Genomic DNA, 19,129 nt, shown 5'->3' with positions numbered 1-19,129 from the left:
GGAACGAAATGAGAGAGCTTTCACTGCCGGCCAAGGTGTATTTGCTGGCCTGCGACGTCGAGCGGAGCCGGTTGCGTGACCGCAAGCGCGCCGGCTACCTCGTGCAGGCCGCTGCCCTGACCGAACTGCTGCTTCGCGGCCGCCTCACCGACGACGGGGGAGTCGTCCGAGGCTCGTCGGGGCAGGCCCTGAACGACACCGCGCTCGACGACCTGCTGCTCCGCGTCCGTGAGGGGCGGCCGCGCAAGTGGAAGGCGTGGGTGCGGGAGGATTCGGGGTCCACCCTGAGCGAAGTGGAGCGGCAGCTGGACGCCGCGAGGGTGATCAGCCTATGGGAGACAAGGGTCCTCGGGTTGTTCTCCTCGCGGCGTCCGACGGTCCTGGAAATCGGGGAGGTCGCCCGGCTGAACGCGATGGTCGACCACACGCTTCGCGGGGATCGCCCGGTCTCGCAGATCGACCCGGCCGATGCGGCGGTCACCGCGCTCGTGGCCGCGGTGGAGCTGCGGGGCGTCGTTTCGGGTCGTGACCGCAGGAACTACATTGCGCGTCTCGAGGAGCTGGAGGATCGCGGGGGAGTGGCGATTCCCGCCCTGCGGAGGGTGTTCCGGGCACTGCGTGCCGCACGCGCGGCGTCGGTGGCAGGAGCGAACGGCGGTTGAGGACGTCGCGGACTGCTGACCCGCCGCGTACTTTCGGCGGTATGCGCAGCTTCGAAGCAGACTTCGCCGTCCCCGCGGGCTATCTCAACACCCCGAGCATCGGGATACCCCCGGCGCACGTGGCCGACGTCGTCGAGGAGGCGGTGTCCCGCTGGCGCCGGGGTGGCGATTCCCCGCCGGTCTTCGACGAGTCCGTCGCCGTCGCTCGGGAAGCTTTCGGACGGCTCGTGGGTGTCCCCGGGGACACCGTCGCGATCGGCGCTTCGGTGTCGCAGCTCATCGGGAACGTCGCGATGGGAACGCCGGACGGCACGCGGGTGCTCGCGGCGGCGGGCGAGTTCACCAGCGTGACGTTTCCGTTCGCCGGGCACGCCCACCGCGGCGTGACGGTCACCGAGGTGCCGCTCGACGATCTGCCCGCCCACGTCGACGGCTACGACGTCGTCGCGGTGAGCGTCGTCCAGTCCGCGGACGGGTCGGCGGTCGACATCGAGGCACTGAGAGAGGCCGCCGCGGCTTCGGGGGCGCGGGTGCTGCTCGACGCCACGCAGGCCGCTGGCTGGCAGCCGTTGCGGCTTGCGTGGGCGGACTGGGTGGTCGGGGCGGGATACAAATGGCTGCTGTCGCCGAGAGGAGCCGCCTGGCTGGCTGTGCGGCCGGACGCGCTCGAGCGCACCCTCCCGGCCGGCGCGAACTGGTACGGCGGAGACGACCCGTGGTCGACGGTGTACGGCCTGCCGCTCCGGCTGGCCGGTGGCGCGCGGGGGCTGGACCTGTCCCCGGTCTGGTTCGCCCAGGCCGGTGCGGCCGCGGCGCTGCCCTACCTGGCGTCGCTGGACCTGGCCGCGGTGCGCGCGCACTGCGTCGACCTCGCGGGCAAGGTGCTCGCCGGCCTCGGCCTGCCGCCCCGCGACAGCGCGATCGTCGCACTGGAGGGCGATGACGCCGTGTTTGAGCGGCTCAGGGCGTCCGGCGTGATCGCCGGAAGGCGCGCGGGGAAGATCCGGCTCGGCTTCCACCTGTACAACTCACCGGCCGATGTCGAGCTCGTCCTGGACGCGTTCGAGTGAACCCGAACCGGGTGAACTACCGTATGCGCCCGTGGTTGGTGCGCGATTTTCCCGGAGCTCGGGAGACACAGCCCCGTTACGGCGGGTAGGTCCTGACGGTCTCCCGGCGAGCCCCCAGGCAGGCCCTCCGCCTGCCTCGGCGGCCGGCGGTCCGGGGCGTGCGGTCAAGGGGGCGGGCCTGGTCGCGATCGCCGTCGTCTCCGGGCTGCTGTGGTATCTCATCGTGCACACCGACCCGCCGCCGGTGGCCGACCAGCAGCCGTCGCCGACCGCGGGGTATGACTTCGTGCTGGCCGAAGGCCCGGTCGTGGCGACCGACTGCGTGGCGAAGTCCTACGGCAAGACGAAACAGTTCTTCGACGACACCAACTGCAAGCGGCTTTCCCGCGCGATCTACACCGGGAAGTCCGACGGCCGGCCGGTGCTGGTGTCCGTCGTGCTGGTGACGATGCCGGACGCGGCGAAGGCCGACCAGCTCAAGACGTTGACCGACACGGACGGCACCGGCAACGTCACCGACCTGGTCAAGGACGGCACGTACAAGACCAAGGGCGGCCTGAAACTGAGCGACGAAGCCGGGCAGTACCAGTCGAGCGTCAGCGGTGACAGCATCACCATCGTGCTGGCGAAGTTCCTCGACCAGCACCCCGACAAGGTCGCCCTCGCGAAGGTCACCGCCGCCGCCCTGCACCTGTCCTCCGCGCTGCGCCCCTGACCCTGCGCTTCGCGATCCGACTCGGGGGACCCCTGGTACGAATCATTCGTACCAGGGGTCCCCGAGTCGCTAAGCGGGCATGCCGGGGAGGGCTTCGACGGGGGGCTTCTGGCCGCCTTCCATCCGCCAGGGGGTGGCGCGCCGGACGCAGGCGATGAGCGCCTCGCCTGCCAGCGCGCGGAGCGTGGAGTCGCCCGCGCGGCCGGCCACGCCGAGCCAGGCCGATGCCGCGTCCCCCTCAGCGGTCGCGATCACGGCCATCGCCGACGGGCCGTCGGTGACCGGTTTCGGCGGGACGTACGCGGCTTCGGGGGCGGCCGGGGTGGCCCCCGACGCGGTCAGCGCCCGTTCGCAGAGGTCGCGCCGCTGCTGGTGTTCGGCCGAGCCCGCGGTCAGTGCGTTGCCGTAGTCGCCCGGCAGGTACGCCGTCGCCAGGCCGTAAATCCAGATCGCCGCGTATTCGGCGGCGAGTGCCTGCTGGACGGCGTCGACGGACGCACCGGTGAGTTTGGTGGTGGCCAGCGCGTCGAGGGACCCGGCGTCGTCTCCGGGGCCGAGTGCGGCCGTGACGCGCTGCAGTCCGGCACAGCCGGCGGCGACCGAAGCGACCAGACCGGCGCGGTACGCGCTCTGGCTCGGGAGCAGCGTCGTGGCCTGCTTGCGCAACGCGGCCAGTGATCCCTTGATCCCGCCGGCCGTCGGGGTGGACGGCGTCGCGGCCTTGGGCCGGTTCAAGCGGTCGACCTCGGCCTTCAGCGCCGCGACCTGGCCGGTGAGCGCGGTGGCGGCGGCCGCCTGGCCCGCGGCCGCCCCGGCTGTCGCCTGGGCCTGCGCGAGCAGGGCGGCCAGCGGGTCGGGGTTTTCGTCGACACCCGCGGAGCACGCGGACACCAGGGGAGCGGCCAGCGCCGCCAGTGCTCCCGCGCGCAGTATGCGGCGCCTGCTGAGCTCGTTCGATCTTCCGGTCACGTCGGTCCATCCTGCCAGGCGGGGTGTGAGCGCCGACGCTCGCGCGTTCTTGACGGACCACCAGATAGGCTTGACCACTCATGACCACAGCCCGAACAGGAGAGCTCCAACGTGCCCAACGAACTCGCCACCCGGCTCGAGCCCCTCGTGGCCGAAGCCGTCACGGCCGCGGGTTTCGACCTCGACTCGCTCGAGGTGCAGCAGGCCGGCCGGCGTCAGCTGGTCAAAGTCGTCGTCGACGGTGACGACGGCGTGGGGCTGGACGAGGTGGCCGAGATCAGCCGCGCGGTGTCGGCGGTGCTCGACGAGCACGAAGACGTCCTAGCCGACGCGTACACCCTCGAAGTCACTTCCCCTGGGTTGGACCGCCCGCTCGCCAAGCCCCGGCACTGGCGCCGCGCGAAGCTCCGGTTGGTGCGGGTCACCCCGGTCGCCGGCGCCGAGTTCGTCGGCCGGGTCGGTCGCAGCGGTGACGAAGGCGCGCGGATCCTCGTCGACGGCGAGCTCCGCGACCTCGACTACGCGCAGGTCGCCAAGGCGCTGATCGAAATAGAATTCAAGCCTGCCCCCGCGGGCGATCTGGAACTGCTCGAAGCCGATGAAGCAGCCAACGAAGAAGCCAACGAAAAGACGGAACCGAAGGAGGAGTCGAAGTGAACGTCGACATCGCCGCGTTGCGCGCGATCGAGCGGGACAAGGACATCCCCTTCGAGACCGTGATCGAAGCCATCGAAACCGCGCTGATCACCGCGTACAAGCACACCGAGGGCCACCAGCCGCTCGCGAAGATCGACATCGACCGCAAGAGCGGCCTGGTCCGCGTGCTCGCCCGCACCCTCGACGAGAACGGCGAAACCGCGGAGGAGTGGGACGACACCCCTGAGGGCTTCGGCCGGATCGCGGCCACCACCGCTCGCCAGGTGATCCTGCAGCGGCTGCGTGACGCCGAACACGAGCGCACCTTCGGCGAGTTCTCCGCGAAGGAGGGCGAGATCATCGCCGGTGTCGTCCAGCGCGATGCCCGCGCCAACGCCCGCGGCATGGTCATCATCGAGGTCGGCGACGTCGAAGGCGTGCTGCCGCAAGCGGAGCAGGTACCGGGCGAGAGCTACGAGCACGGCGAGCGCATCAAGGCGTACGTGGTCGGCGTGGCCCGCGGCAACCGCGGTCCGCAGATCACGTTGTCGCGCACGCACCCGAACCTCGTGCGCAAGCTGTTCGCGTTGGAGGTACCCGAGATCGCCGACGGCACGGTCGAAATCGCCGCGGTCGCGCGCGAGGCGGGCCACCGCTCGAAGATCGCGGTGCACTCGAAGGTCGCCGGGGTCAACGCCAAGGGTGCCTGCATCGGCCCGGTCGGCGCCCGCGTCCGCAACGTGATGAGCGAGCTGGCCGGCGAGAAGATCGACATCATCGACTACTCCGAGGACCCGGCCCGCTTCGTCGGGAATGCCCTGTCGCCCGCGAAGGTTATCTCCGTCACGGTGGTCGACGAGCGGGCGAAGGCCGCCCTCGTGGTGGTCCCGGACTTCCAGCTTTCGCTGGCCATCGGCAAAGAAGGCCAGAACGCGCGGCTCGCCGCGCGGCTGACCGGCTGGCGGATCGACATCCGCAGCGACGCGGCGGTGGCCGCCGCGGCGGCGGGTGACGAAGACCACGCGGGCGATTCGAGGCGCGCGGCGACAACCGGTTCGGCTGAGTGAGGGGCGACGGGCTAGACTCGTCAGTGGCCCAGAGCCCGTTGCGGAGTTCCACACCCCCAGCACACCGGGAATTTCCGGTTCGCACATGTGTGGGATGTCGCCAGCGGGTCCGGGCCGCGGAATTGCTGCGCATGGTCGCGGTGGACGGACAGCTGGTCGTCGACGAAGGTCGGCGGCTGCCGGGCAGGGGCGCGTGGTTGCACCCCGAACCCGGATGTCTGGCCAAGGCCGAGCGTCGCCGGGCGTTCCCCCGGGCCCTTCGGGTCACAGGTTCACTCGACGCGCAAGGTGCGCGCCGGTTTTTCGAGCAGCGGGATAGTGCGGACGAGGGATAGCCCCGAGTCCATCAGGAATCAGGAAGCAGGTCGACCCGTCATGAGTCAGCCGTGAAGCTGAGAACATGAACGCGCGACAATAGGACGAGGTCTGCGGGTCTGCCGCCGGCCTCCCCAGATGAGGAGAGCTGTGCCAGGCAAGGCCCGAGTACATGAGCTCGCGAAAGAGCTCGGAGTCACCAGCAAGGATGTTCTCGCCAAGCTCAAAGAGCAGGGCGAATTTGTGAAATCGGCGTCGTCGACCGTCGAGGCCCCCGTGGCCCGCCGGCTGAGGGACGCCTACCCGGGTAAGGGCGGCGCGAAGCCCACCCCGACCCCCGGCCCGTCGGCCCGCCCGGCCGCTCCGGCAAGCAACGGTTCCGCGGCTTCGGCCGCCGCGCCGGCTGCAGCCGGATCAGCCCCGGCACCCGCTTCGCAGGGTCCGCGTCCCGGTGGCATGCGCCCCGGCCCGCGCCCCGGTCCGAAGGCTCCGGCCGCGCCTGCCCCGGCGCCGGCTGCGGCTCCGGTCGAGCAGCCTGCCCCGGTCGCCAAGGCGGAGCCTGTCGCCCCGCCCGCGCCGGTCCAGCAGGAAGCGCCGGCCCAGCCGCCGGCGCAGGAGAAGCCGGCCGCTGCCGCACAGGCACCGGCCACCCCCTCGAGTGGTTCCGTCGTGCCGCCGAGGCCCCAGGGCCCCAAGCCGCTTGGCCCGAAACCCGGCCCGCGTACCCCGCGTGTCGGCAACAACCCCTTCGGCGTCGGTTCGGGTTCGCCCGCGCCGCGTCCCGGCAGCACCCGCCCCGGTGGCGGCGGTGGCGGTCAGCAGCAGGGTGGCGGCGCCGGTGACCGGCCGCCGCGTCCCGGTGGCGGCGCGAACGAGCGTCCCGCCGGGACGCGTCCCGGTGGCGGTGCCGCCGGTGGCAACCGGCCCACGCCGGGCAACATGCCCCCGCGGCCGAACCCGGGCATGATGCCCGGTCGGCCCGCGCCCCGTCCCGGTGGCGGTCCCGCCGGTCGTGGCGGCCCTGGTGGTGCCGGTCGCGGCGCGCCCGGTGGCGGTCCCGCTGGTCGTGGCGGCCCTGGTGGCGGTCCCGCCGGTCGTGGCGGCCCCGGTGGCGGCGGTGGCGGTTTCCGTCCCGGTGCCGGCGGTCCCGGTGGCGGTGCCGGTGGCGGTTTCCGTCCCGGTGGCGGCGGTCCTGGTGGTGGCGGTGGCGCCCCTGCCGGTGGCGGTGGCTTCCGTGGTGGCGGCGGCGGTCGTGGTGGCCCCGGTGGCCGCGGCGGTACCGCTGGTGCCTTCGGTCGTCCGGGCGGTCCCGCTCGCAAGGGCCGCAAGTCCAAGCGCCAGAAGCGCATGGAGTACATGGACAACATGCAGGCGCCCAGCGTCGGCGGCGTTCGCCTGCCCAAGGGCAGCGGCGAGACGATCCGCCTGCCGCGTGGCGCTTCGCTGACCGACTTCGCCGAGAAGATCGACGCCAACCCGGCTTCGCTGGTGCAGGTGCTCTTCCACCTCGGCGAGATGGTCACCGCGACGCAGTCCGTGTCCGACGACATCCTCGAGCTGCTCGGCGGCGAGATGAACTACGTCGTCCAGGTCGTCAGCCCGGAGGAAGAAGACCGCGAGCTGCTGGAGACCTTCGACATCACCTACGGCGACGACGCCGGTGGCGAAGAGGAGCTGCAGGTCAGGCCGCCGGTCGTGACGATCATGGGTCACGTCGACCACGGTAAGACCCGCCTGCTCGACACGATCCGCAAGACGAAGGTGCGCGAGGGCGAAGCCGGTGGCATCACCCAGCACATCGGCGCCTACCAGATCGAGACCGAGCTCGAGGGCAACCCGCGTCTCGTGACGTTCATCGACACCCCGGGTCACGAGGCGTTCACCGCCATGCGTGCTCGTGGTGCGAACGCCACGGACATCGTGGTCATCGTGGTCGCGGCCGACGACGGCGTCATGCCGCAGACGGTCGAGGCGATCAACCACGCCCAGGCGGCGAACGTGCCGGTCGTGGTCGCGGTCAACAAGATCGACAAGGAGGGGGCCAACCCCGCCAAGATCCGCCAGCAGCTCACCGAGTACGGGCTGGTCGCCGAGGAGTACGGCGGCGACACGATGTTCGTGGACATCTCCGCGAAGCAGGGCACGAACATCGAGCAGCTCCTCGAGTCGATCCTGCTCACGGCGGACGCCGCTCTGGACCTCCGGGCCAACCCGGACATGGAGGCCCAGGGTGTCGCGATCGAGGCGCACCTCGACCGCGGCCGCGGCCCGGTGGCCACGGTCCTGGTGCAGCGCGGAACGCTGCACGTCGGCGACTCGATCGTCGCGGGAGACGCCTCCGGGCGTGTCCGGCGGATGTTCGACGAGCACGGCGAGGACATCATCGAGGCCACCCCGTCGCGTCCGGTGCAGGTCATCGGCTTCACGTCGGTGCCCGGTGCGGGTGACACGTTCCTCGTCGTCGACGAGGACCGGGTCGCGCGGCAGATCGCCGACCGGCGGCGCGCTCGTGAGCGCAACGCCGAGCTGGCGAGCCGTCGCAAGCGCGTCAGCCTCGAGGACCTCGATGCGGCGCTCAAGGAGACGAACCAGCTCAACCTGATCATCAAGGGTGACAACTCGGGTACCGTCGAGGCCCTCGAGGACGCCCTGATGAAGCTGGACGTGGGCGAGGACGTCGAACTGCGCGTCATCCACCGCGGCGTCGGTGGCATCACCGAGGGCGACATCAACCTCGCCATCGCGGACAACGTCATCGTCATGGGCTTCAACGTCCGTGCCGAGGGCAAGGCCACGGAGCTGGCCAACCGCGAGGGCGTGGAGATCCGCTACTACTCGGTGATCTACCAGGCGATCGACGAGATCGAGGCGGCCCTGAAGGGCATGCTGAAGCCGGAGTACGAGGAGGTGGAGCTCGGCCGCGCCGAGGTCCGCGACGTCTTCAAGTCCTCCAAGTTCGGCACCATCGCCGGTTGCCTCGTGATGGGCGGGGAGATCCGCCGCAACGCGCGCGGCCGCCTGCTGCGGGACAGCGTCGTGATCTCCGAGAACCTGCCGATCAGCTCGCTGCGGCGGTTCAAGGACGACGTGGTCGAGGTCCGCGAGGGCTACGAGTGCGGTCTCACCCTCGGCACGTACAGCGACATCAAGGTCGGTGACGTGATCGAGACCTTCGAGATGCGCGAGAAGCCCCGCGCCTGATCGCACGTGATGTCGGGTGCGCAGCCCCATCCCGATGGGGCTGCGCACCCGTGTCGCCTACGGTGGCTTCATGTACGTGGGGGCCCTCGAGCTCGACCTTCTCCTCGGGGATGTGCGCTCGTTGAAACAGAAGCGCTCCGTGGTCCGGCCCGTCGTGGCCGAGCTGCGGCGCAAGTACGAGGTGTCGGCCGCCGAGGCCGGGCACCTCGATCTCCATCGCCGCGCCCTGATCGGGGTGTCCTGCGTCGCTGCGGACCCCGGCCACGTCACCGCGGTGCTCAACTCGTGCGAGCGGCTCGTCGCCGCCCGCCCGGAACTCGAACTCCTCTCGGCGCGGCACCGGATGCTGGGCCCCGAGGACGACTGACGAAGGACGACAGGGAGTACGCGCCATGGTGGACCAGAGCCGCGCGCGCCGGCTGGCCAAGCGGATCTCGCAGATCGTCGCGCACGCGATCGAGCACGAGATCAAGGACCCGCGCCTGACGATGGTGACGATCACCGACAGCCGGGTGACCGGTGACCTGCGGGAAGCGACCGTCTACTACACGGTCCTCGGTCCTTCCGTGGACGAGGCGCCGGACCTCGCGGGCGCCGCCGCGGCGCTCGCCAGCGCGACCGGTGTCCTGCGCTCCACGGTGGGGCAGCAGACCGGCATCCGGCATACGCCGAGCCTCGCGTTCGTCGCCGACCAGGTGCCCGACGAGGCCCGGCGGATGGAGGAGCTCCTCGCCCGCACCCGCGAGTCCGACGCCGAGGTGGCCCGGCTCGCCGCGGGCGCCCGCCCGGCCGGGGAGGCCGATCCCTACCGCGCCCCGCGTGAGCGCGGGGACGACGGCGACGAGGTCGAGTGACGGCCACGACCACCACCCGGGTGGTGTCCCCGGTGGGGCAGGGGATCCGCGCCGCGGCCCTCGAGGCTTCGGTCGCCGGCGCCGCGAACGTGCTGCGGGACGCCCGCGAGGTCGTCCTGCTCGCCCACGTGCAGCCGGACGCGGACGCGCTCGGCAGCGCGCTGGCCCTCGGGATCGCGCTGCACCGGCGCGGCGTGCGGGTGACCGTCTCCTTCGGCGCCACGTCCGGAGGTGACGAGCGGGTCCCGGAGTCGCTGCGCTCGCTGGACGAGTACGGCCTGCTCGTGCCCGCCGCCGAGGTCCCCGCGGCCCCCGAGGTCCTCGTCGCCTGCGACACCGCGGACATCGGGCGGCTCGGCTCGCTGGCCGGCCTCCTGGACACCGCGGGCACGTCGATCCTGGTGGACCACCACGCGTCGAATCCGGGGTTCGGGACGGTGCGCGTGCTGGACCCGACCGCCGAGGCCACCGTGATGCTCGTGCGCCGGGTGCTCGCCGCGCTCGGCGAGCCCCTGGACGCCGTCGTCGGCCGCTGCCTCTACGCGGGGCTGGCCACGGACACCGTCGGGTTCCGCACCGCGGGCCCCGGTGCGCACCGCCTCGCCGCCGAGCTGGTGGAGGCCGGGGTGGAGGTCGAGCCGCTGATCCGGCGGATCGTCGACACCCATCCGTTCACCTGGCTGCAGGCCCTGGCCGGCCTCCTCGCGGACGCCCGGCTGGAGCCGGACGCGGCAGGCGGGCGGGGCCTCGTGCACACCTCCGTCCCGGCCGCCGTCGTCTCGGCGTTCGGCCAGGAGGAGGTCGAGAGCGTGGTCGGCCACCTGCGGACCGCCGCGGAGGCGGACGTCGCCGCGGTGTTCAAGCAGGTCGGCCCGCGTCGCTGGGCGCTGTCGCTGCGCGGGAAGGGCACCGTGGACCTGTCCGCCGTGGCCGTCGCGCTGGGCGGGGGCGGGCACCACGACGCCGCCGGCGCCGTGCGGGACGGCGACCTCACGGAGGTCCGGGCGGCGCTGCGGGCGGCGCTCACCGCCGTGACCGGCTGACCCCCGCCTTGCCCGCCGCGCCTCTCTCAGGTGGATCTCACCTGGCGTCGCTACCGTGTGCAGAGCCTAGGAGGACCCTGTGACCCCGGAGCCCGCCCTGACCTGCCCCACGCTGCCCCGACTCCGTTCCCCCCACCACGCGTTTCTGCTCGCGGCCCTCCGCCGCCCCGGTCAGATCGGGGCGGTCGCCCCGAGCTCCCCGCAGCTCGCGGCGCTGCTCGCGTCGGTCGTGCCCACCGAGGGCGCCCCCGTCGTCGTCGAGCTGGGGCCCGGGACCGGCGCCATCAGCGCCGCGATCGAGGAACGGCAGCCGCCGCGCGCACGGCACCTCGCGGTCGAGCTGGACCGGGGGATGGCGGATTATCTGCGCCGCACCCGCCCCGGGCTGGAGGTGGTGCAGGGCAACGCCCTCACGCTGTCCACCCTGCTCGCGGAGCGGACCGTCCCGGCCGCCGACGCGGTGATCAGCGGGCTGCCGTGGTCGCTGTTCGACCGGGCCACGCAGCGCGACATCCTCGACGAGGCCGCCGGCGTCCTCGCGCCGAACGGGGCGTTCGTCACCTTCGCCTACACCTACACGATGGTCCTGCCGCCGGCGCGGCGCTTCCGCCGCCTGCTGTACGAGGTGTTCGACGAGGTCGTGGTCACCCGCACGGTCTGGCGCAACCTGCCGCCCGCCTTCGCCTACATCTGCCGCCGCCCCCGGGTGGCCGGGGGAGTGTCCGCGCCCCGGGCGATCGCCGGGGGATGATCCCGGGGTGACCGACCCGCACCACCGAACCGACCCGCACGACCCGGAGGCCGACGGTCCGCTCCCGGCCCGCAGCGTCCTGCGGCTCGCCCTGCCCGCGCTCCCCGTGCTGGCGGCGGAGCCGCTCTACGTGCTGGTGGACACGGCCGTCGTCGGCCGGCTGGGGGCCGTCCCGCTGGCCGGGCTGGCCGTCGCGGGGGTGCTGTTCACCCAGGTCACGAGCCAGCTGAACTTCCTCTCCTACGGCACGACCGCCCGCGCGGCCCGCCTGCACGGCGCCGGCCGGCGGTCGGCCGCCGTCGGGGAGGGCGTGCAGGCGACGTGGCTCGCGCTGGCCGTCGGGCTCGTCGTGCTCGCGGTCGGGCAGCTCGTCGCCGGGCCGGTCGCGCAGGCCCTCGGCGACGGCGGCGAGATCGCGTCGTCGGCCGTCTCCTGGCTGCGGATCGCGCTGTTCGGCGCACCGCTGGTACTGGTCACGCTCGCCGGCAACGGCTGGATGCGCGGCGTCCAGGACACCGTGCGGCCGATGCGGTACGTGCTGGCCGGTAACGGCCTCTCCGCCCTGATGTGCCCGTTCCTGGTGCACGGCACAGGGTCCTGGCCCGGCTGGGGCCTGGAGGGCTCGGCGGTGGCGAACGTGATGGCCCAGGCCGTCGTCGCAGGTCTGTTCCTGGCCGCCCTCGCGAAGGAGCGGAGGGCCGCCCCCCACGCCGATCCGGTGCCGCTGCGGCCGGTCCCGTCGCTGATCAGGGCCCAGCTCGGGCTCGGCCGGGACCTCATCTTGCGCACCGCCGCGTTCCAGGCCTGCTTCCTCTCCGCGACGGCCGTCGCAGCCCGGTTCGGTGCGCCCTCGGTGGCCGCGCACCAGATCGTCCTGCAGCTGTGGAACTTCCAGGCGCTCGTGCTCGACGCCGTGGCGATCGCCGCGCAGTCCCTGGTCGGGGCGGCTCTGGGGGCGGGCGGGGCGCAGCGGGCGAAGGCGGTGGCGAAGCAGGTCACCCGCTACGGGCTGATCCTGGGGATAGGGTTCGCGGTGGTGTTCGCCGCGCTCTACCCGGTGCTGCCGCGGGTGTTCACCGCCGACCTGGCGACGCTCGCCGCCGTCCCGGTCGCCTGGTGGTTCTTCACCGCGCTGCAGCCGATCGCGGGAGTGGTCTTCGCGATCGACGGCGTGCTGCTCGGCGCCGGGGACGCGGCGTTCCTCCGCACGACGACGCTGCTCGCCGCGGCCGCCGGCTTCCTCCCGCTGATCTGGATCTCGCTCGTGTTCGGCTGGGGCCTCGCCGGGATCTGGACCGGGCTGAGCCTGTTCATGCTGATCAGGCTGGTGGCGGTGGGCCTGCGGACGCGGTCGGGACGCTGGGCGGTGACGGGAGCGGTCCGGGCCTGACCGCCGGGATCCGGACGGTGAACACCGTGCCGGGAGAGCCGGGCCTCAGGTCCACGGTGCCGCCGAGCCGCCGCGCGACCCGGGACACCAGGGCCAGGCCGATCCCGCGCGGCCGGTCGGGCGCTGCGGGCTTGGTGGAGAAGCCGTGCTCGAAGATGTCCTCCCCGGCGTCGGGCGGGACGCCGGGGCCGGTGTCGGCGACCTCGAGGACCAGCCGGTCGTCCTCGGTGGCCAGCTGGACGCGGACCTCGGCGGGGGCGGTGGGGTCCGACTCCCGTCCGGTCGTGACGGCGTCCAGGGCGTTGTCGACGAGGTTGCCCAGGAGCGTGACGAGATCGTCGGGGGACGCGGCCGTCGTCGTCCCGTCCTCCGTGGTGTCGGTGACGGTGAACGCGACGTCGCGCTCCGCGGCGACCCACGCCTTGTCCACCAGCACCGCGGCGAGGACCGGGTCCTGCACCTGGGCGAGGACCGCCTCCGCGGGCCCGCGGGTGCGGTCCAGCGCGGTGGTGCCGGCCCGCAGCGCGTCCGCCGTGTCCCCGAGCTGGACCAGCGTGAGCACGGTCTGCATCCGGTTGGCGAACTCGTGGGCCTGTCCGGCCAGCGCGCGGGCGCGGTCCCGCGCCGCGTCGCGCTGGCGGAGCGCGTCCGCGACCTCGGTGCGGTCCCGGAGCGTGACGACGCGGGTCCCGGCGCCCGCCCGTTCTCCGGCGGCGGTGCGGCTCACGAGCAGGACGCGTTCCCCGGCGAGGGCGAGGGAGTCCCGGACGTCGACGGACCCGTCGGACTCCGGGGGCCGGACGACCGCCCGCAACGCGGGGTCGACGCCCAGCTCGGCCAGCCGCCGGCCCTCGACGCCGGCGCCCTCCCAGCCGAGGAGCCTTCTCGCCTCCGCGTTCGCGACCACCACCCGGCCGTCCGGGTCCAGGACGACGAGGCCCTCCCGGACCGCGTGCAGCACCGCGTCGTGGTGGGCGTAGGCGGCGGCGATCTCCTCCGGCTCGAGGCCCAGCGTCTGTCGCCGAACCCGGCGGGCGAGCAGCCAGGCGAGCACGCCGCCGAGCACCACCGCGGCCGCGGCGACCAGCAGGATCCAGGGCAGCTCCCGCCACACCAGGGCGCTGATCCGGTTCTCCAGCACCCCGACGGACACCAGGCCGACGACCCGGCCGCCGTCGACCACGGGCACGACGGTCCGGATCGACGGCCCGAGGGTGCCGAGGAAGTGCTCGCTGTGGGGTTGCCCGGCCAGCGCCTCGGCCGTCGAGCCCACGTAGACACCGCCAATCCGGTCCGGCTCGGCGTGGCTGTAGCGGATGCCCTGCGGGTTCATCACCACGACGAACGCGGTGCCGGTGGCGATCCGGACGCGTTCGGCCAGCGGCTGCATCGTGCGGGAGACGACGAACGGGTCCCCACCCGCCGCCACGGCCGCGATGACCTGCGGGTCCGTCGCCACGGACGTCGCGGTCGCCCGGGTGAGCCGCTCGGCGGCGTCCGTCTCGACCTCGCGCGCGCCCCACACCCCGAGCGTGGCCATCCCGCCCACGGTGATCAGCACCGTCACCAGTTGCAACGACAACAGCCGGCGGGCGAGGCGCGAGCCCCGCCGCCGGCTGTTCCGACGGATCCCGTTCACACGGCGTGTATACCGGTCAGCGGCCCGTGGAGGTGGCGAGCTCGCGGTCCGCGGGCTCGTCGGTGGTGGCGACCTGGTCCTCGTCGGCGGCCTTGCCGTGCTCGGCGTCCATGTCCGCCGCCACCAGCGTCGGGTCGTCGAGCACCGCGGCGAGCCGCTCGCGGTCGAGCTCGCCGTTCCAGCGGGCGATCACCAGGGTGGCGACGACGTTGCCGATGCAGTTGGTCAGGGCCCGGCCCTCGCTCATCACCCGGTCGATGCCGATGATCACCGCGATGCCGACGGCGATCGCCTCCGGGGTGAAGAACTGCCCGCCGAACGCCGACAGCGACGCCGACAGCGTGATCAGTCCGGCGCCGGTGATGCCCGCAGCCCCCTTGGAGGTCAGCACCATCAGCAGGGCCAGGCCGATCTGCGCACCGATCGGCAGGGTCTCCCCGCCGGCCTGGATGATGAAGAGCGCACCGAGAGTCAGGTAGATGCAGGTGCCGTCGAGGTTGAACGAGTAGCCGGTCGGGATGACCAGGCCGACGGTCTGCTTCGAGGCGCCCGCGGACTCCAGCTTGGTGAGCAGCCGGGGCAGCACGGACTCCGACGAGGAGGTGCCGAGGATGATCAGCAGCTCGTCCTTGATCAGCCGGATGACCTTGAGGACGTTGAACCCGGCCCACGCGGAGACGGCGCCGAGCACCACGACCACGAACACGATGCAGGTGCCCCAGAAGACGAGCATCAGGGCGCCGAGGTTGCCCAGCGACGACGCGCCGAACGCGGAGACCGTGTAGGCCATGCCGCCGAACGCGCCGAGCGGGGCGGCCCACATGATCAGCTTGATGATGCCGAAGATCACCTTCGCGATGCTGTCGATCGCGCCGACGATCCGCGTGCGCATCGGCGCGGCGAGCACGCTGACCGCGCAGGCGGTGAGGATCGCCAGCACCAGGACCTGCAGGACCTTGTTGTCCACGAACGGGCCGAGGAAGCTCTTCGGCAGCAGGTCGTTCGTGATGAACGCGACGATGCCCGAGTCCGTCTGGCCGGCGCCGATCTGCTTCTGCGCCGCGTCGAGCTGGGCCTGTGACGGCGTGCCCTGGAAGCCGGCACCCGGCGCGAACACGTTGGCCGCGGTGAGCCCGAGGGTCAGCGCGACAGCCGTCGCGACGAGGAAGTAGCCGAGCGCGCGGGTGGCGAGCCCGCCGGCGCGGGCCAGGCTGCCGATCGAGGCGATGCCGACGACGACGGTGCAGAAGATCACCGGCCCGACGATCACCTTGATCATCTGGACGAAGGCGTCGGCGAGCCACTTCGTCTCCTTGGCCACGCCCGGGGCGAGCAGGCCGAGAAGGATCCCCCCGACGATGCCCACGATGACCCAGAACCAGAGCTGGGTGAAGAACCGCTTCCGTCGTCTCGGAGCGGTGGTGGTGGTCGTTTCGCTGGCGACCTGAGCCATGATCGTCCTCCTCGACGTCGGTTGACGGAACGGTAGGGACGTGACCGGGGTCATGTCAGTCCTTGGACCCTCATAATTGGGCGGTTGTTGAGGTTCTGCACTACGGAGGTCCGTGGCGGTGCGCGCTCTGCTCGTCGAGGACGACGAGGTGCTCGGCAAGGCACTGCGCCGGGCCCTGTCCGAGGGCGGCTTCCGCGTGCGCCACGTGACGACCGGCGGCGCCGCGCTCACCGCCGTCGCGGCGGACGAGCCGGACGTCGTGCTGCTGGACATGGGCCTGCCGGACCGCGACGGGCTGGCCGTCTGCCGCGGGATCCGCGAGATCTCCCGGGTGCCGATCCTGGCCGTCACCGGGCGGGGCGCGGTGGAGGCGCGGATCCGCGGGCTGCGCAGCGGCGCGGACGACTACATCGTCAAGCCGTTCCTGGTCGAGGAGCTGCTGGCGAGGATCGACGCCGTGCTGCGCCGCACCCGCGGGCTCGGTGTGGCGCCCACGGTCGTCGCCGGGGACGTGGAGGTGGACCTGTCGCGGCGTTCGGTGACCGTCGCGGGGGTGCCGGTCACGCTGGCGCGCAAGGAGTTCGACCTGCTCGCGGCGCTGGCCCGGCGGGAGGGCGCGGTGGTGGCGCGCGACGAGCTGCTCGACGAGGTGTGGGGGAGCGTGGACGCCAGCGCGCGGCGGACCCTGGAGGCGCACGTCGGGCTGGTGCGGTCGAAGCTCGGCCGGCCGGGGGCGATCGTGACGGTGCGCGGCGTCGGCTACCGGCTGGACCGGTAGGTTCGCGCGTCGTGCCCGCATCTCGGCCCTCCGGCCCCGCCGTCCCGCCCGGCCTCGTCGTCGTCGACAAGCCCGGCGGTCTCACCTCGCACGACGTCGTCGCCCGGCTGCGCCGGATCCTGCGCACCCGCAAGGTCGGCCACGCCGGGACGCTGGACCCGATGGCCACCGGTGTGCTGGTCTGCGGGGTCGAGCGCGGCACCAAGCTGCTCGGGCATCTCGCGCTGGACACCAAGGAGTACACGGCGACGATCCGGCTCGGCGCCGCCACCACGACCGACGACGCCGAGGGCGAGGTCCTCTCGACCGCCGACGCGACGGCCGTCACCGAGGAGGCCGTCCGGGCCGGGATGGCGCCGTTGACCGGGGCGATCGAGCAGGTGCCCAGCTCCGTCAGCGCGATCAAGATCGACGGCGAGCGGGCGTACAAGCGGGTCCGGGCAGGCGAGGACGTCGTACTCCCGGCCCGCCCGGTCGTCGTGTCCGCGTTCACGCTGCTCGCGGTGCGCCACGTCGAGGGCTTCCTGGACCTCGACGTCCTGGTGGGCTGCTCGTCCGGCACCTACGTCCGCGCGCTGGCCCGGGACCTCGGGGCGGGCCTGGGCGTCGGCGGGCACCTGACCGCGCTGCGCCGCACACGCGTCGGGCCGTTCGACCTCACCCACGCCCGCACGCTGGAGCAGCTCGAGGCGGACCCGGCGCTGTCCCTGGGCCTCGACGAGGCGGTGGCGACCGCGTTCCCGCGCCGGGACGTCGACACGTCGGGGGCCACGGACGTCTCGTACGGGAAGTCCCTGCCGCCGGCCGGGTTGGACGGGACCTACGGCGTCTTCGACCCGGACGGGCGCGCGTTGGCGCTGATGGCGGACCGGGAGGGCGCCGCGCGCCCGCTGGTCGTGCTCGCTCCGGCCGGGTCTTGAGGTCGCCCCGCACGCGGTCTGCGTAGGCTCACGGGTGTGCAGCGCTGGCGTGGACTCGAGGCCGTCCCGTCCGGGTGGGGCCGCAGCGTCGTCACCGTCGGGGTGTTCGACGGTGTGCACCGCGGTCATCAACAGCTGATCTCGCGGGCGGTCAGCCGGGCGCGGGAGCGGGACCTGCCGAGCGTCGTCGTGACGTTCGACCCGCATCCCGCCGAGCTGGTCCGCCCCGGGTCCCATCCGGCGGCCCTGACCTCGCTCAGCCGCCGGGCCGAGCTGGTGGCCGAGGCGGGCGCGGACGCGTTCTGCGTCATCCCGTTCACCCCCGAGCTCTCCCGCATGCAGCCCGCCGAGTTCGCCCACGAGGTGCTGGTGGACCGGCTGCACGCCGCGGTCGTCGTGGTGGGCAGCAACTTCACCTTCGGCCACCGCGCCGCCGGGGACCTGGACACCCTGCGCAAGCTGGGAGAGCGCTTCGGCTTCGAGGTCGACGGCCTGGACCTGATCATCGACTCGGACCACGGCGGCATCACCTTCTCCTCCACCTACGTCCGGTCCTGCATCGACGCGGGCGACGTCGACGCCGCGGCCGCCGCGCTCGGCCGGCCGCACCGGATCGACGGGGTGGTCGTGCACGGGGACAGGCGGGGTCGCGAGCTGGGCTTCCCGACCGCCAACATCGCGACCACGCCCTACGCCGCGCTGCCCGCGGACGGCGTCTACGCGGGCTGGTTCCTGATCGGCGACCGCCGCCTGCCCTCGGCGATCTCGGTGGGCACGAACCCGACGTTCTCCGGCCGCGTCCGCACCGTCGAGGCCTACGTGCTCGACGTGGACGAGGACTTCTACGGCCACGAGGTCTCCGTCGAGTTCGCCCACCGCCTGCGCGGCCAGGAGCGGTTCGACGGGATCGAGCCGCTGATCGCGCAGATGACGGACGACGTGAAGAACACCCGCACCCTCCTGTACCCGTAGCCCCCCGGCCGTGGGTGCTGCCGCGCGCCCACTGCTGCGCGCACACCTACGCACCCCTCCGGGCTCGCGACGCCCGAGGGACGAGGTGATCATTCGCCCGGCATCTCGCGGTGGGCTCCGTTGTTCTGGGGCAGAGCCCGTCCCCGGCCCGGTGCCCGCAGGCGGCGTGCCGATCATGGAGATCCGGTCGTCATGCGCCGGGGGCGGTGCGTGGGTGTGCGCAGAGCAGAGGTCTCCGGGGAGGGCACGTCAGTTTCCCCGTTCGGCCACGGGACGCGGGGTCCGGCTGCGACGATCCGGGTCGTGACCACCGACCGGCCCGAGCTCGTCGTCAACCGGGAGCGGCAGCGAGCGCTCTACGGTGTGCCCCTGGCCGAGCGCGTCCACCACCTGACCCGGGCGCTCGGGATCAGCCAGGCCCGCCTCGCCGCCACCCTCGGGATCAGCCCCGCCATGCTCAGCCAGCTGATCAGTGCGCGCCGGGTGAAGATCGGCGACCCGGCGGTGCTGAGCCGGATGATGTTGCTCGACGAGAGGTGCGCCGGCGGCCGGGTGGACGTCGGCCCGGAGGGGGTCGACGGGCTGCTGGCCGAGGTGAACGCCGCCGGCCTGCAGTGGCGGGAGCCCCGGTGGGCCCCGAACTCCGACCTCGCGCACGGTGCCGGCGCACCTGCTCCCGGCCCTGCGCGGGCCG

18 protein-coding genes and 1 pseudogene are annotated in these 19,129 nt (G+C 72.9%); 16 read left to right on the top strand and 3 right to left on the bottom strand.

The features are described from left to right. The first annotated feature begins 8 nt into the window (after positions 1–8). The 3 genes from JWQ81_RS16650 to JWQ81_RS16640 are packed head-to-tail and all read left to right on the top strand — an operon-like array spanning position 9 to position 2,447. The gene (locus JWQ81_RS16650; RefSeq protein WP_297542434.1) at positions 9–662 is read left to right on the top strand and encodes a GPP34 family phosphoprotein; all 654 of its coding nucleotides are present in this window, start codon (positions 9–11) and stop codon (positions 660–662) included. A gap of 41 nt (positions 663–703) precedes the next feature. Then, positions 704–1,732, top strand: coding sequence for an aminotransferase class V-fold PLP-dependent enzyme (locus JWQ81_RS16645; RefSeq protein WP_297542432.1), 1,029 nt, complete (start codon positions 704–706; stop codon positions 1,730–1,732). A gap of 31 nt (positions 1,733–1,763) precedes the next feature. After that, entirely contained in the window at positions 1,764–2,447 is a 684-nt protein-coding gene (locus JWQ81_RS16640) for an anti-sigma factor (RefSeq protein WP_297542430.1), read from the top strand. A 69-nt stretch (positions 2,448–2,516) separates the two neighbouring features. Here JWQ81_RS16640 and JWQ81_RS16635 read toward each other — a convergent pair whose 3' ends face one another. Further along, the gene (locus JWQ81_RS16635) at positions 2,517–3,416 is read right to left on the bottom strand and encodes a DUF4439 domain-containing protein (RefSeq protein WP_297542428.1); all 900 of its coding nucleotides are present in this window, start codon (positions 3,414–3,416) and stop codon (positions 2,517–2,519) included. A 111-nt stretch (positions 3,417–3,527) separates the two neighbouring features. On the opposite strand from JWQ81_RS16635, the gene rimP reads away from it, so the two are divergent. The 9 genes from rimP to JWQ81_RS16590 all read left to right on the top strand — a co-directional run bounded on the left by rimP (position 3,528) and on the right by JWQ81_RS16590 (position 12,673). Next, entirely contained in the window at positions 3,528–4,073 is a 546-nt protein-coding gene (rimP, locus tag JWQ81_RS16630; RefSeq protein ID WP_297542426.1) for a ribosome maturation factor RimP, read from the top strand. Then, a complete protein-coding gene (gene nusA, locus JWQ81_RS16625; RefSeq protein WP_297542424.1) occupies positions 4,070–5,119 on the top strand; it encodes a transcription termination factor NusA in 1,050 nt (349 codons plus the stop codon). The genes rimP and nusA overlap by 4 nt, the downstream gene beginning before the upstream one ends. A 23-nt stretch (positions 5,120–5,142) precedes the next feature. Next, a complete protein-coding gene (locus JWQ81_RS16620) occupies positions 5,143–5,454 on the top strand; it encodes a YlxR family protein (RefSeq protein WP_297542422.1) in 312 nt (103 codons plus the stop codon). Between the two features lie 130 nt (positions 5,455–5,584). Next, complete coding sequence (gene infB, locus JWQ81_RS16615; protein WP_297542421.1) at positions 5,585–8,635, top strand: translation initiation factor IF-2; 3,051 nt, start codon at positions 5,585–5,587, stop codon at positions 8,633–8,635. Between the two features lie 70 nt (positions 8,636–8,705). Further along, the gene (locus tag JWQ81_RS16610) at positions 8,706–9,002 is read left to right on the top strand and encodes a DUF503 domain-containing protein (protein ID WP_297542481.1); all 297 of its coding nucleotides are present in this window, start codon (positions 8,706–8,708) and stop codon (positions 9,000–9,002) included. Positions 9,003–9,027: 25 nt separating this feature from the next. Then, the gene (rbfA, locus tag JWQ81_RS16605) at positions 9,028–9,489 is read left to right on the top strand and encodes a 30S ribosome-binding factor RbfA (protein WP_297542419.1); all 462 of its coding nucleotides are present in this window, start codon (positions 9,028–9,030) and stop codon (positions 9,487–9,489) included. Next, complete coding sequence (locus JWQ81_RS16600; protein WP_297542417.1) at positions 9,486–10,532, top strand: DHHA1 domain-containing protein; 1,047 nt, start codon at positions 9,486–9,488, stop codon at positions 10,530–10,532. Before rbfA ends, JWQ81_RS16600 begins: the two co-directional genes overlap by 4 nt. A 79-nt stretch (positions 10,533–10,611) precedes the next feature. After that, positions 10,612–11,283 (top strand): methyltransferase domain-containing protein, encoded by a 672-nt coding sequence (locus tag JWQ81_RS16595; RefSeq protein WP_366942299.1) that lies wholly within the window; start codon positions 10,612–10,614, stop codon positions 11,281–11,283. A gap of 7 nt (positions 11,284–11,290) precedes the next feature. After that, complete coding sequence (locus JWQ81_RS16590; protein ID WP_297542415.1) at positions 11,291–12,673, top strand: MATE family efflux transporter; 1,383 nt, start codon at positions 11,291–11,293, stop codon at positions 12,671–12,673. On the opposite strand, the gene JWQ81_RS16585 is transcribed toward JWQ81_RS16590, so the two are convergent. Both JWQ81_RS16585 and JWQ81_RS16580 read right to left on the bottom strand, forming a co-directional pair. Next, entirely contained in the window at positions 12,603–14,312 is a 1,710-nt protein-coding gene (locus JWQ81_RS16585; protein WP_297542413.1) for an ATP-binding protein, read from the bottom strand. The genes JWQ81_RS16590 and JWQ81_RS16585 overlap by 71 nt on opposite strands. Positions 14,313–14,328: 16 nt before the next feature. Continuing rightward, positions 14,329–15,765, bottom strand: coding sequence for a cation:dicarboxylase symporter family transporter (locus tag JWQ81_RS16580; protein ID WP_297542411.1), 1,437 nt, complete (start codon positions 15,763–15,765; stop codon positions 14,329–14,331). Positions 15,766–15,883: 118 nt separating this feature from the next. On the opposite strand from JWQ81_RS16580, the gene JWQ81_RS16575 reads away from it, so the two are divergent. The 4 genes and pseudogenes from JWQ81_RS16575 to JWQ81_RS16560 all read left to right on the top strand — a co-directional run. After that, positions 15,884–16,543 (top strand): response regulator transcription factor, encoded by a 660-nt coding sequence (locus tag JWQ81_RS16575; RefSeq protein ID WP_297542479.1) that lies wholly within the window; start codon positions 15,884–15,886, stop codon positions 16,541–16,543. A gap of 11 nt (positions 16,544–16,554) precedes the next feature. Continuing rightward, on the top strand, positions 16,555–17,463 hold the full coding sequence (gene truB / locus JWQ81_RS16570; RefSeq protein WP_297542409.1) for a tRNA pseudouridine(55) synthase TruB: 909 nt from the start codon (positions 16,555–16,557) through the stop codon (positions 17,461–17,463). A gap of 36 nt (positions 17,464–17,499) precedes the next feature. Next, a complete protein-coding gene (locus JWQ81_RS16565) occupies positions 17,500–18,435 on the top strand; it encodes a bifunctional riboflavin kinase/FAD synthetase (RefSeq protein WP_297542407.1) in 936 nt (311 codons plus the stop codon). A gap of 303 nt (positions 18,436–18,738) precedes the next feature. After that, positions 18,739–19,129 (top strand): annotated as a pseudogene (locus tag JWQ81_RS16560) (hypothetical protein); the annotation flags it as partial.

It is taken from the genome of Amycolatopsis sp. (genome assembly GCF_025464955.1).
Lineage (GTDB): Bacteria > Actinomycetota > Actinomycetes > Mycobacteriales > Pseudonocardiaceae > Amycolatopsis.
The sequence above is the reverse complement of the archived record's forward strand: the minus strand, read 5'-3'. Positions and strand labels throughout refer to the sequence as shown.

Coding starts and splice junctions, on each gene's coding strand:
- JWQ81_RS16610 (WP_297542481.1), top strand. CDS start 8,706: ATGTACGTGGGGGCCCTCGAGCTCGACCTTCTCCTCGGGGATGTGCGC.
- JWQ81_RS16580 (WP_297542411.1), bottom strand. CDS start 15,765: ATGGCTCAGGTCGCCAGCGAAACGACCACCACCACCGCTCCGAGACGA.
- rbfA (WP_297542419.1), top strand. CDS start 9,028: ATGGTGGACCAGAGCCGCGCGCGCCGGCTGGCCAAGCGGATCTCGCAG.
- JWQ81_RS16650 (WP_297542434.1), top strand. CDS start 9: ATGAGAGAGCTTTCACTGCCGGCCAAGGTGTATTTGCTGGCCTGCGAC.
- JWQ81_RS16645 (WP_297542432.1), top strand. CDS start 704: ATGCGCAGCTTCGAAGCAGACTTCGCCGTCCCCGCGGGCTATCTCAAC.